This is a genomic window from Chromobacterium sp. FG22 (assembly GCF_057809415.1).
Genome location: NZ_JBMDJX010000008.1, coordinates 175750 through 186935, shown reverse-complemented (window position 1 = coordinate 186935; position 11186 = coordinate 175750). Strand labels below are relative to the sequence as shown.

The 11186-nt window shown below is 62.8% G+C and carries 13 protein-coding genes and 1 pseudogene; 6 read left to right on the top strand and 8 right to left on the bottom strand.

Annotated elements, in window-relative coordinates; all coding sequences use genetic code 11:
• Positions 1-313: hypothetical protein (locus ACODSD_RS10630; RefSeq protein WP_488877344.1), on the top strand; the 313-nt coding region annotated here is incomplete at its 5' end.
• A 30-nt stretch (positions 314-343) separates the two neighbouring features.
• Here ACODSD_RS10630 and ACODSD_RS10625 read toward each other — a convergent pair.
• Entirely contained in the window at positions 344-946 is a 603-nt protein-coding gene (locus tag ACODSD_RS10625; RefSeq protein WP_227107533.1) for a TetR/AcrR family transcriptional regulator, read from the bottom strand.
• Positions 947-1058: 112 nt separating this feature from the next.
• Between ACODSD_RS10625 and ACODSD_RS10620 the strand changes: the two genes are divergently transcribed.
• The 3 genes from ACODSD_RS10620 to ACODSD_RS10610 are packed head-to-tail and all read left to right on the top strand — an operon-like array spanning position 1059 to position 3967.
• Positions 1059-2114: a sugar phosphate isomerase/epimerase family protein gene (locus tag ACODSD_RS10620; RefSeq protein ID WP_488877343.1), complete on the top strand. Its 1056-nt coding sequence runs from the start codon at positions 1059-1061 to the stop codon at positions 2112-2114.
• 31 nt (positions 2115-2145) lie between these two features.
• Positions 2146-3024 (top strand): alpha/beta fold hydrolase, encoded by an 879-nt coding sequence (locus ACODSD_RS10615; protein WP_488877342.1) that lies wholly within the window; start codon positions 2146-2148, stop codon positions 3022-3024.
• Position 3025: 1 nt separating this feature from the next.
• Positions 3026-3967 carry an alpha/beta hydrolase gene (locus ACODSD_RS10610; RefSeq protein WP_488877341.1) on the top strand — a complete coding sequence of 314 codons (942 nt, stop codon included), beginning with the start codon at positions 3026-3028 and terminating at the stop codon, positions 3965-3967.
• A gap of 212 nt (positions 3968-4179) precedes the next feature.
• On the opposite strand, the gene ACODSD_RS10605 is transcribed toward ACODSD_RS10610, so the two are convergent.
• The 6 genes from ACODSD_RS10605 to ACODSD_RS10580 all read right to left on the bottom strand — a co-directional run bounded on the left by ACODSD_RS10605 (position 4180) and on the right by ACODSD_RS10580 (position 9550).
• Positions 4180-4884 carry a M15 family metallopeptidase gene (locus ACODSD_RS10605; RefSeq protein WP_488877340.1) on the bottom strand — a complete coding sequence of 235 codons (705 nt, stop codon included), beginning with the start codon at positions 4882-4884 and terminating at the stop codon, positions 4180-4182.
• Positions 4885-5243: 359 nt separating this feature from the next.
• The gene (locus ACODSD_RS10600) at positions 5244-5555 is read right to left on the bottom strand and encodes a DUF1484 family protein (RefSeq protein ID WP_107800302.1); all 312 of its coding nucleotides are present in this window, start codon (positions 5553-5555) and stop codon (positions 5244-5246) included.
• Entirely contained in the window at positions 5552-6871 is a 1320-nt protein-coding gene (locus ACODSD_RS10595; protein WP_107800301.1) for an MFS transporter, read from the bottom strand. Before ACODSD_RS10595 ends, ACODSD_RS10600 begins: the two co-directional genes overlap by 4 nt.
• 12 nt (positions 6872-6883) lie before the next feature.
• Positions 6884-8215: an amidase gene (locus tag ACODSD_RS10590; RefSeq protein WP_107800300.1), complete on the bottom strand. Its 1332-nt coding sequence runs from the start codon at positions 8213-8215 to the stop codon at positions 6884-6886.
• A complete protein-coding gene (locus ACODSD_RS10585; protein WP_107800299.1) occupies positions 8212-8883 on the bottom strand; it encodes a DUF2848 domain-containing protein in 672 nt (223 codons plus the stop codon). The genes ACODSD_RS10590 and ACODSD_RS10585 overlap by 4 nt, the downstream gene beginning before the upstream one ends.
• Positions 8884-8896: 13 nt before the next feature.
• Positions 8897-9550, bottom strand: a complete 654-nt coding sequence (locus ACODSD_RS10580) for a GntR family transcriptional regulator (protein ID WP_107800298.1) — start codon at positions 9548-9550, stop codon at positions 8897-8899.
• Between the two features lie 18 nt (positions 9551-9568).
• Between ACODSD_RS10580 and ACODSD_RS10575 the strand changes: the two genes are divergently transcribed.
• The gene (locus ACODSD_RS10575; RefSeq protein ID WP_488877339.1) at positions 9569-9808 is read left to right on the top strand and encodes a hypothetical protein; all 240 of its coding nucleotides are present in this window, start codon (positions 9569-9571) and stop codon (positions 9806-9808) included.
• Positions 9809-10004: 196 nt separating this feature from the next.
• On the opposite strand, the pseudogene ACODSD_RS10570 reads toward ACODSD_RS10575, so the two are convergent.
• Positions 10005-10157: pseudogene (locus tag ACODSD_RS10570) on the bottom strand (DUF1353 domain-containing protein); the annotation flags it as partial.
• Positions 10158-10383: 226 nt separating this feature from the next.
• On the opposite strand from ACODSD_RS10570, the gene ACODSD_RS10565 reads away from it, so the two are divergent.
• Positions 10384-11016: a LysE family translocator gene (locus tag ACODSD_RS10565; RefSeq protein ID WP_227107549.1), complete on the top strand. Its 633-nt coding sequence runs from the start codon at positions 10384-10386 to the stop codon at positions 11014-11016.
• Positions 11017-11186 lie beyond the last annotated feature (170 nt).

The window sequence follows — 11186 nt, the reverse complement described above, 5'->3', positions numbered from 1 at the left end:
ACCCGTCCGCGCGCCGGAAGTGAGCGCGGCCCTGGCGCGGCTGGGATTCGCGCCCGGCGCGCCGCTGCCGGCCAGCGAGGCCATACACGCCGCCGCCCAGGTCAACGTGGGCTTGAGCACCGACCCGGACACCCTGCGCGCCGCGCTGGTGCTGGCGGTGTGGGTGGCCAGCGCGCCCAGCCGCATGTTCACCCACGAGCATTGGCGCCGCTGCGCCGCCCAGGTTCGCCCCTGGGCGCACCGCTTGCCGATACGCGTGATGCACCTGGCCGAGACGCTGTTCCCGGAATGGCCTCAGACCGGCGCGGGGTAGGAGGGCCCGGCCGACGCGCCGAGCGCCGGCTCAGGCCTTGACGGCCGCCGTCCAAAGCGGAGCCATGGCGACGCGCACCGAGGCCAAGAGCCGCTCGCGCGGCACGCCGTCGCGCGCCTGCACCGAGATGCCGTGCAATTGCGCGGCGTAGAAATCACCCAGGGCGTCCGCATCGGCGTCCGGCCGCAGCTGGCCGTCGGCCACGCCGCGCCGCAGCCGCTCCGTCACCGATTGGGTGCGCTCTTGGCGCTGCGCGCGCAGCCATTCCTGCACGCCGTCGTTCTGTTCCGAGCAATTGGTGGCCGCCGACACCACCATGCAGCCCTGCGGCGCGTCATGCCGGGTGTAGAGCATGACCGCGTCGCGCAGCATCCGCTCGATGGCGGCGGCCACATCGCTCTCCTGGCGCAGCGCCAGATCGGCGAAGCCGCCGTCCCCGGCGGCGTAGCGCGCCACCGCCTCGCGGAACAAGCCCTCCTTGCTGCCGAAGGCCGCGTAGATCCGCGCCGAGGCGATGCCCAGCGCCGCAACCAGATCCGACATCGACGTGCCCTCGTAGCCGCGCCGCCAAAAGGCCAGCATCGCCTGTTGCAACGCCTGTTCCCGGTCAAACTCCCTAGGCCTGCCCGCCATCTTTCCGCCTCGCTCGATTGTTCTTGGGCGGAATTTTATCGCGCTCCGCCGTTGACGTGTAGCCTTGGCGTCGCCTATTATTTGTCGATCGACAAACAATTAAGGGCGACACATGAAAACACTCAAGGGACCCAGCCTGCACCTGGCTCAATTCGGCGCGGATCAAGCCCCGTTCAACAGCCTGGACGGCATCGCCGGCTGGGCGGCGCGCACCGGCTTCAAGGCCTTGCAGATTCCGGCCTGGGACAGCCGCTTCATCGATGTGGAGCGCGCCGCCGTCAGCCAGGACTATTGCGATGAAATCACCGGCACGCTGGCCGCGCACGGTTTGGAGATCAGCGAGCTGAGCACGCATATCTTCGGGCAACTGGTCGCCGTGCACCCGGCCTACGACGCGATGTGCGACAACTTCGCGCCGCCCGGCCTGCGCGGCAAGCCGGCGGAGCGCGCCGCCTGGGCGTTGGAGCGTTTGCGGATGGCGGTCCAGGCCTCGCGGCGGCTGGGCCTGAGCGAGATGGGCACGTTTTCCGGCTCCTTCGTCTGGCCGTATCTGTTCCCGTTTCCGCAACGGCCGGAAGGGCTGATTGAAACCGCCTTCGAAGAACTGGTGCGTCGCTGGCGGCCGATTCTCGACGTCTGCGACGAACACGGCGTCAATCTGTGCTACGAAATCCACCCCAGCGAAGACCTGCACGACGGCGCCAGCTTCGAACGCTTTTACGAGCTGGTGGACCGGCACGCGCGCTGCAAGATGCTGTTCGACCCCAGCCACCTGGTGTTGCAGCAACTGGATTACCTCGCCTTCCTGGACATCTATCACGAGCACATCCGCATGTTCCATGTGAAGGACGCCGAATTCCGGCCCAACGGCCGGCAAGGCATTTACGGCGGCTACAGCGGCTGGATGGAGCGCGCCGGACGCTTCCGTTCCCTGGGCGACGGCCAGGTGGACTTCAAGGCGATCTTCTCCAAGCTGGCGCAATACGACTACGAGGGCTGGGCCACGCTGGAGTGGGAGTGCTGCCTCAAGAACCAGGAGGACGGCGCGCGCGAAGGCGTCGACTTCATCAACCGCCACATCATCCACGTGACCGAGCGCGTATTCGACGACTTCGCCGGCGCCGCGGTCGATCAGCAGCAGATCCGCGCGATGCTGGGCATCGCCTGACTTCCCATTCACCTTTTCAGCGAGACTACAGATGTCGGCACTTCCCCTTATCGACACCGAACCCGATTTCATTCACGACTACGTGCGGCTGGACGGCCAGCGCGTCCATGTGGTCACCGCTGGCGCTGGCCGGCCGGTGCTGCTGATCCCCGGCTGGCCGCAAACCTGGTTCGCCTGGCGTCATGTGATGCGCGCCTTGGCCGCGCGCGGCTTCCAGGCCATCGCCGTGGATCCGCCGGGCACCGGCTTGTCCAGCCGGCCGGACAGCGGCTACGACACCGGCGCCGTCGCCGCCACATTGCGCCAGGTGATGAGCCGGCTGGGCCATGAGCGTTACCAGGTGGTGGGCCACGATGTGGGCATGTGGCTGGCTTACGCGCTGGCCAGCGATCACCCCGGCGTGGTCAGCCGGCTGGCGCTGACCGAGGCGGTGATACCCGGGCTGGCGCCGGCGCCGTCGATTTTCGCGCCGCCGGAAGAAAACATCTTCCTGTGGCATTTCATGTTCAACCAGTTGGCCGACTTGCCGGAAACGCTGATTGCCGGGCGCGAGCGCGCCTACCTGGACTTCATGTTCCAGCGCTGGTCATGGCGGCGTAACCGGGTGGCGGCGGAGGTGTATATCGATGCCTACTCCTCGCCGGGCGGCCTGCGCGGCGGCTTCGCCTATTACCGGGCCATTCCCGAAACCATCCGTCAGAATCAGCGGCGCGCGCAAAGCAAGCTGGCCATGCCGGTGCTCGCCATCGGCGCCGAACACGCCACCGGCAAGGCCCCGCTGGACACCATGCGCGGCCGGGCCGACGATTTGCGCGGCGTGGTCATCCCTGACTGCGGCCACTTCATCATGGAGGAGGCGGCCGAGGCGTTCATCGCCGAACTGCTGCCCTTCCTGGAAAGCGAGGACTGAGATGCCCTTGGATAGCAAGATCCAGCAGTGGCTGGAACAGGCGGAGGCGGGCAAGGCCGGCGCGCCCGTGGACATGGCGCGGCTGCGCGCCGACACCGACGCCGGGCTGCGCCAACAGCAGGGCCCGCTGGAAGATGTGGCGCAGGTGGAGGTGTTCCAAGTGAAGGCGCGGGACGGCTACCCGCTGCGGGTGATCGGCTATTGGCCCGAGGCCCGCGCGGCGGCGCAGCCGGCGCTGGTCTTCGCCCACGGCGGCGGCTGGTGCCTGGGCTCGGCCGAGGTCTACGACAACCCCTGCCGCGCGCTGGCCCAGGCCACCGGCTGCGTGGTGCTGTCCGTCGATTACCGGCTGGCGCCCGAGCACCGCTATCCGGTGCCGCTGCACGATGTGTACGACGCCTTGTGCTGGGCGTTTGAACACGCGCAAGCGCTCGGCCTGGATCCCGCCCGGCTGGGCGTGGCCGGAGACAGCGCCGGCGGCAACCTCGCCGCCGCGGCCTGCCTGCTGGCGCGCGATCACGGCGGCCCGCCCATCGCCCATCAACTGCTGATCTACCCGGCCTTGAACCACAAGATGGACAGCGCCTCCTACCAGGCTTACGGCGACGGTTATTATCTGACGCGTGAGCTGATGCGCTTCTGCTACGCCAGCTATCTGTCCGCGGAGGCGGAGGGGGCGTCGCCCTATGTCTCGCCGCTGCTGGCGACCCGCCTGGACGGCCTGCCGAGCGCGACCATCCTGACCGCCGAGTTCGATCCCTTGCGCAGCGAGGCGGAGGACTACGCCGCGAGGCTGAACGCGGCAGGCGTCAAGGCGACGGCGCGGCAGCTGGACGGCATGGTCCATGGCTGCATCCACATGCTGGGGCTGACGCCGGCCGCCGGCGCGCTGTTCGACATCGCCGGCGGCGAGGTGAGGGCGGCCTTGGGCGTGGACGGCTGACTGCGTTTCAAGCGACGGCCGCCAGGCGGCGTAGTTCAAGGCCCAGGAGATGGGGATGGCTACGCCAGGCGGTGGATGCGGCCTAAGACCCATTAACAAAACTCCTGATCCTGCGTTACGCCTCCTTATGGAGTCATGCTCGCATGAAGAGGCGTGACGACAGGTTCACACAAAATTTCGAATTCACTTTCATCAACCGTTCAAAGAGCGATCTAAATATGAATGGGGCCAAATATTGCGTTGGATTTTTCAGACATGAAGGCCCAGTAGCGATCTCCAAAAGACCAATGCCACCATTCAAATGGATAGTTTATAAAGCCAGCTTGCGTCATCGCATCAAACAACTGCTTACGGTTGAGTTGCTGAGTGGAGTTCAATTCATCAAAGTATGAGTGGCAAGCTCCGTTAGAGCTTTTCTCATCTTCATCATATGCGCAGCCCATATCTAGCTCATTGCCCTTTTTATCTATTAATGTAACATCCACGGCGCCTCCGGTGGGGTGGCCCGCGACGATGGGCGGTGCGATAAAGTGCGATGCTATTTTTTCAACTTCTTTGATTGATAGATTGGGTTTCTCAATGAGCAAGTCGTTAACGTAGCCGTCAAACAGTGTTTTTTGTAAATGATAGGGACGGTATGATTCTTTTATTAGGATGGATAAGTGTTCAGGAAGCGCGTCAGCTACTGTTTTAAGCCGTTCGGCAACAGAGCGTCTGGCAATGAAATTTGCCTGATAACCCAAGCAATTGGCGTTTTCAGTGGAAGTGTCTGCATAAATTTTTTTATGTATGTTTTCTATTGAAATCATGGGCTCGTGACACTCTTGAATTAAAATGTCGGCGATGCGTGGGTCAGACAGCGGTATCTTCTTTGATATTTTTAATCTCTTTTGGCCTGGCATGAGTTTTGGATTCATCCACAACTGGGACAGAAGGCATGACACCCCCTAGTGCTAACGCCGCACCAATGGAGTCATCTGGGTTTTCTAAAATTCATGTCAAACGGAAGTTGATATGCTTCGGTAATCTGTGCAATTCGTCGGGATTTTTTTTGACCAAGGTCGCAGTGTCTTGTTCCGGTAGCCGCAGTCATAGTTGGTGCGGTTGTATTCGGTTTTTTCTTGATAGGGTCTACGGAAGCGGTGTAACTGCCGGTAGATGATATGAAAATTACATCGTCTTGACGGATGCGTATTTAGAGCGTCTTTGCTTGCAAGACTTTAACACCGGTTTTGAGCGCCAAGGAGCGCTGGGCGCTCCCTGGCGATTTGCCGGGCTACACCAGGCGGTTGATGTGGTTCACGCCATGATTCAAGCGTTGTAGCACCGGCTCCAGCAGCGCCACCGCCTCCTCGCTGCTGAACAGCAAGGGTTCGTCGCGGCGTTGCAAGAGAGTCATGATGGCTTGCAGGCCGGTCTGAGCGGAACGGATATCGATCAGACCTTGCAATAAACAGGCATCCATCTCCGCGCATTGCTGGGCCAGCTGCTGGCCCAAGTGAGGCAGCGCGGTGTTGTCCCGTGTATCGAGCAGGTTCCGGTTCAACTGCTTTAATTGCTCCAGCACCGGTAGTTCGTCTTGCTTCATGACCGGGCCTCCTGCGGGATCAGCTTCGCCTGTGGTTTTTGGATGAACAAGATGATCAGCACCGCCGCTGCCGCCTCCAGCAGCGCCACAAAATACAAGCCAGCGCTCAAGTTGCCGGTACTGGTTTTCAGAAAGCCGATCATATACGGCGCAACAAAGCCCGCCAGGTTGCCCACCGAGTTGATCAGCGCAATGCCGCCGGCCGCGGCGGTGCCGGCAAGGAACAGCGAGGGCAGGGCCCAAAACACCGGGAAGGCGGCCAGAATGCCGACCGAAGCCAGGGTCAGCGCCAACAGCGCCAGCCAGGTGTTGTGAAGCAGCGCCGCGGTCAGCACCAGGCCCAGGGCGGCAATCAGGGCCGCGACGGCGCAGTGCAGGCGACGTTCGCCTACCTTATCGGAGTGCGCGCCGTTCCAGACCATGGCGATGGTGCCGGCGAGGAAAGGCAGCGTCGAAATCAGGCCGATATTGAGGGTGCCTTGGATGCCGAGTTCCTTGATGATGGAGGGGGACCAGAAGGCGATGGTGGCGTTGCCGCTGACGATGCAGAAGTAGATGGCGGCGCAGAGCCAGACATAGGGGCTGGTGAAAGCGGCTTTCAACGAAGACTGCTTGTTGGGGTCGCGCTGATCCGCTGCGATGTCCTGGCGGATGGCTTCTCGTTCCGTCGGACTCAGCCAAGCCGCTTTGGCCGGCGTTTCCGGCAAGTAGCGCAGCACCGCCAGGCCGGCCAGAACCGAGGGCGCGCCTTCCACGATGAATAGCCATTGCCAACCCTGCCACTGGTTCAAGCCGTCCAGACTGGACATGATCAGCCCGGCCAGCGGGCCGCCGATCACCCCGGCAATGGCGAAGGAAGTCATGAACAGGCCATTGATGCGGGCGCGTCGGGCGAGAGGGAACCAATAAGTCAGGTACAGCACCACGCCGGGGAAGAAGCCGGCCTCGGCGGCTCCCAGCAGAAAACGCAGCACATAGAACTGAGTCGGGGTCTGCACCAGGGCCATCGCCATGGAGATGGCTCCCCACAAGATGGTGATCCGGGCCAGAGTCTTTCGCGCCCCGACTTTTTCCAGATACAGGTTGCTGGGGACTTCAAACAGGAAATAGCCGATGAAGAAAATGCCCGCGCCCAAGCCGTAAATGGCCTCGCTGAACTGTAAGTCGTTCAGCATCTGCAACTTGGCGAAGCCGATATTGACCCGGTCAATCCAAGCCAGGATAAAGAGCATGATCAGGAAGGGGATAAGCCGCAAGGTGGCTTTGCGGTAGGCATTGTTCCGCTCGTCGGGAGTCACTCGCAGGGTCTTGTCCATTGCCGTTCTCCTTTAGGCATGGGCCAGCGCGGATTCAATGCTGGCGGCTAGTTTCAGGGTGTGATGATCGCGGTTGTAGAGCCCGCTCACGCTCAGGCCGATTTGCGGCGTCAAGGGGAGGCTGACCGCGCAGCCATCCAGCAGGTTGATGATGCTGGTGTTGCGTAGCACCAGGCTGTTCAAACGGGTGAACGTGGCGTCGTCCTCCAATTCGGCCAGCGTGGGCGGGAGAATCGCCACGGTGGGCATCAGCCAGGCGTCGGCCATGGACAGGCGGCGGGTGGCGACGGCTTGCAGCGCGCGGCGCTGTTCGAGTATGTCCAAGTAGTCGGCTGCGCTTTGACTGGCGCCCGCGCGGATGCGGCGGGCGATGCGCGGATCATAGGAGCTGCCGTCTTTTCCTGTTAGCCGCGCGTGATGCCAGCGCCAGGCTTCGGCCGCGACTAGGCCGCCCTTGGCGTTGATGTCGGCGATCTGTCGCAACTCGGGGAAGTCGAAGCGGATGATTTTGGCTCCGGCACGGGATAAGCGGGACAGGGCTTGCTCAAAGGCCTGGGCCACGGCGGGATCAAGCTGATCGGCGACATAGTCTTCGCTTACATAGAGCCTGCGCCCATTGAGGCTGGGCAGAATGTCTTGGGAGAGCGCAGGTGTCCCGCCAACCCGAAGCACGGCGTCCATCATCGCGCAGCAGGACACGGAGGAGGCGAGCGGCCCAATCGAGTCCAGCGACGGCGACAAGGGCAGGCAGCCTTGTTGCGGCACGCGCCGCGCGGTGGGCTTGAAGCCGGTCAAGCCGCAAAAAGCGGCGGGGATGCGGAGCGAGCCGCCGGTATCGGTGCCCAGCGCGGCGGCGCTCATGCCCTGCGCCACGCTGACCGCTGCGCCGGAACTGGAGCCGCCGGCAATGCGCGTCGGATCGCCGGGGTTGATCGGGGTGCCGTAGTGCGGGTTCAGTCCCAGGCCGGAGTAGGCGAACTCGCTCATATTGGTGCGGCCGAGCAGCACCGCGCCGGCTGCGCGCAGCCTGGCTACCGCCTGCGCGTCTTGGCGGGCCGGCGGCTCGTTCTTCAGCACCACGGAGCCGGCGGTGGTGACTTGGCCCCGGACGTCGAACAGGTCTTTGACCGATATCGGGATGCCGGAGAGAAAAGAGGGATAGTGCTTGGCCGCATCAATCTTGTGGGCGGCGGCCAGCGCGGACTCCGCATCAAGCTGAAGGAAGGCGACGCCGCCATCCTCCCGGTGACGGTGAATCGCGTCGAGCGCGTGTTCGGTCAGCGCCACGCTGCTGGTGCGCCCCTGGCGCAAGGCCAAGTGCAGCTGCGTCAAGGTCGGCCTCATGTCGCCACCTCCAGCGTCTTGACGCGGTAAGCGTGGCGCAGCGTGCGCCCCAGCACCGGGTCATGCAGTTCCATTTCAAACGCTTCGCCATGGCCCAAGGAGCCGTTTACCGCCAAGGTGCCGCAAAACAGTACGCTGCCTGTCGGCAGCGGCCGGCCCTGGCCATAGCGTTCGATCAAGAGCCGCGGATGCAGCAGCTGCGCGGTGCCGCCCTGCTGGTACAACTCGCGTACGCCATTGCGTTCCCGCCAGCATCTCATCAGCAGTTGGTCCCAGTGCGCGACGACTTCATTGAAACGCCAAAGCTCGGCGCTGATCGGCTTGGCGCACATCTGTTTGGAGACCGTCACATCATAGGCTTCCACCTGGCGGTCGGTGTGGTCGGAGCCGACGCCGACGAACAGGCCGTCGGCATCGGCGAACAGCACGCATTCGACTTCGCCGGAGGAGTTCTCGCGCGGCACTTCCAGTTCGGCGGCGGTCGTCAGCAACTGGTGCGACAAAGGATAGAAACAAGGCGTGCTTGCCGGGGGGCGCACCCCCAGCGCTTCCAACTCGCGGATATGGTGCTCCACCGCGTGTTGATCCCGCCCGGCCCAGCCGGCGATGATTAATTGCTGTGGGGAAAACCTACGTGGGCCTTGGCCGACGACATGAAGTTCCAACATGGCTGCCTCCTGGCTAGATACTGCGGGTGGTATTGCGCTTGAACTCCTCGATGTGGTGTTGCATCAATGCTTGCGCGCCGGCGACGTCCCTGCGTTCAAACGCCTCGACAATGGCGAGGTGCTCGCGGTGGACCTGCTCAAGATGGTCGGGGGCGGAGAGGGACAGGAACCAGAAGCGCGCCTGTTTTTCGTGAAGGGCGCGTAGCAGTTCGGCCAGCGTGCTGTTGCGCGCGGCGGCGGAGATGGCCATGTGGAACGCCACATCCAGTGCGGCCAGACCGGCGATGTCGCGCTGAGCGATCAGGGCGGGAGTGCGTTCAACGATGGACCGCATGGCGGCAATCTCGCCGTCCGTTGCGTTGTTGACCGCCAGCCCGACGCAGAACACCTCGTTTAGCGTGCGCACGGCGACCAGCTCCATTAGCAGATCAAGCGACAGCGGGGTAATCAGCAAGCCCTTGCGCGGCAGAATCGCCACCCAGCCATCCACCTCCAGCCGATGCAGCGCCTGATTGATCGGTCCGCGGCCCAGTCCCAACAACTCCATGATGCGAGACTCGTTCTGGACTGCGCCGGGCGTGAATTCAGGCTCGCAATGGATGATTCGGTGTTTGATTTCCGCATAGGCCGATTCTCGCTGCGCGGCGCCCTTGGTGATGTTCGTCATCTTGATTCGCACTCGTGAATGATGAGTGAATCAACCCTGATCTATCAGGCTGCGGATGGTCAAGCCAGCGTGGTCAGCGTGATCTTAAACAGGCCTCTCCGTGATGACGGTTTCGCTTACGGCCTCAAGCGGTGCCTGCTGAACTTCGGCATAAAGGTGTTGGAAGCGGGCGGCGTAGTCGTCCAGTACCTGGATGGACAGGCCCGCCAACAAGGACTGATGGGAGGCTGGGGGCGTTTGGGACTGGAGGGCGGCTAGGGTGGAGCGTAAGAGGGCGAAGCAGTTGAAGGCCATGACGCAAGCGTCCAAGGTTTGGGACAGCAGGCGCGGTTGCTGGCTTGAGGTTGGGGGAGGGGCGTCTTGGGTTTGGGGAGGATCGTTCAGGGAGGCAAGGCCAGTGCGCACGCGATATACCGCGTAATACATGATTTTCGCTTTCGGCTCTGAGACACCACTACAAGAGCATGGCTTCGTAGAATGCCCTGTGGACTGCCTGCCAGGGCTGTGTCCATACCTCACAGTCGTCGTCATGGATGATAGAGGCTTGGCGGCACCGTCCCTCGAGAGGGCCGCCTATCAGAGACCAGAGAATCTGAGGAATTGAAGCTCCGTCAAGGAGCGCTTGCTCTTGCTTGCGAGGCTTTGAACTGGCTCTTTAGGGAACAATCGGCCATCTCCAGGGCGCTGGATTTAAGCCGATCATTACGCAGGGGGGGGGGCGGGAAATGAAAACGGTCTAGGCGTAATTCAGCTAGCATAGGCGCTTCCGTACCGCCTCGGCCGCTGGCATGAGGTGTTGGAGCGGAACCCGTTTAAACCGATTGGGAACGACGATGCCGGAATACTCGAATCTGCTTGCCTTTGCGCTGGTCTCCTTGGGCATGGTGGCCACCCCGGGGCCGAATATGATGTATCTGATCTCGCGCTCCATTTGCCAGGGCAAGCGGGCCGGGCTGATCTCCTTGTCCGGCGTGGCGCTGGGCTTTGTGTTCTACATGTTGTGCGCGGCGCTGGGCATCACCACCTTGCTGCTGGCCATCCCCTATGCCTACGACGCCTTGCGCTTGGGCGGCGCGGCGTATCTGCTGTATCTGGCGTGGCAAGCGCTCAAACCCGGCGGCAGCTCGCCCTTCCAGCTGCGCGAGCTGGCGCCGGACAGCGACCGCAAGCTGTTCATGATGGGTTTTCTGACCAATCTGCTGAATCCGAAAATCGCCGTGATGTATTTGGCCCTGTTGCCGCAGTTTCTGTCCAAGGCGGGCGGCGACGTGTTGTCCCAATCGCTATTGCTCGGGTTCACGCAAATCCTGATCAGCGTCAGCGTCAACGCCTTGATCGTGCTGAGCGCCGGCGCCATGGCCGCGCTTCTGGTCCGGAAACCGGCCTGGGGCGTGGCCCAGCGCTGGATCATGGGCACGGTCTTGGGCGGCCTGGCGGTCAGAATGCTGTTTGAAAAGCCGCGCTGACGCGATTGAGCGCTTGCCGGCGAGAAAAACAATGCGGCGGCCCCGTTGAATGGGGCCGCCGCATTGTTTCAGCCTAAGAACCGGTTCATGGCCCGCCGCGCGTCGGCGGAATGGATGGACAAGAGCGTTGAAAATCGCTCTTGCTCGCCAGGCGCTTAGGCGGGGAGAGC

Coding starts and splice junctions, on each gene's coding strand:
- ACODSD_RS10620 (WP_488877343.1), top strand. CDS start 1,059: ATGAAAACACTCAAGGGACCCAGCCTGCACCTGGCTCAATTCGGCGCG.
- ACODSD_RS10615 (WP_488877342.1), top strand. CDS start 2,146: ATGTCGGCACTTCCCCTTATCGACACCGAACCCGATTTCATTCACGAC.
- ACODSD_RS10585 (WP_107800299.1), bottom strand. CDS start 8,883: ATGTTGGAACTTCATGTCGTCGGCCAAGGCCCACGTAGGTTTTCCCCA.
- ACODSD_RS10625 (WP_227107533.1), bottom strand. CDS start 946: ATGGCGGGCAGGCCTAGGGAGTTTGACCGGGAACAGGCGTTGCAACAG.
- ACODSD_RS10590 (WP_107800300.1), bottom strand. CDS start 8,215: ATGAGGCCGACCTTGACGCAGCTGCACTTGGCCTTGCGCCAGGGGCGC.
- ACODSD_RS10595 (WP_107800301.1), bottom strand. CDS start 6,871: ATGGACAAGACCCTGCGAGTGACTCCCGACGAGCGGAACAATGCCTAC.
- ACODSD_RS10610 (WP_488877341.1), top strand. CDS start 3,026: ATGCCCTTGGATAGCAAGATCCAGCAGTGGCTGGAACAGGCGGAGGCG.
- ACODSD_RS10565 (WP_227107549.1), top strand. CDS start 10,384: ATGCCGGAATACTCGAATCTGCTTGCCTTTGCGCTGGTCTCCTTGGGC.
- ACODSD_RS10600 (WP_107800302.1), bottom strand. CDS start 5,555: ATGAAGCAAGACGAACTACCGGTGCTGGAGCAATTAAAGCAGTTGAAC.
- ACODSD_RS10575 (WP_488877339.1), top strand. CDS start 9,569: ATGATGAGTGAATCAACCCTGATCTATCAGGCTGCGGATGGTCAAGCC.
- ACODSD_RS10580 (WP_107800298.1), bottom strand. CDS start 9,550: ATGACGAACATCACCAAGGGCGCCGCGCAGCGAGAATCGGCCTATGCG.
- ACODSD_RS10605 (WP_488877340.1), bottom strand. CDS start 4,884: ATGAATCCAAAACTCATGCCAGGCCAAAAGAGATTAAAAATATCAAAG.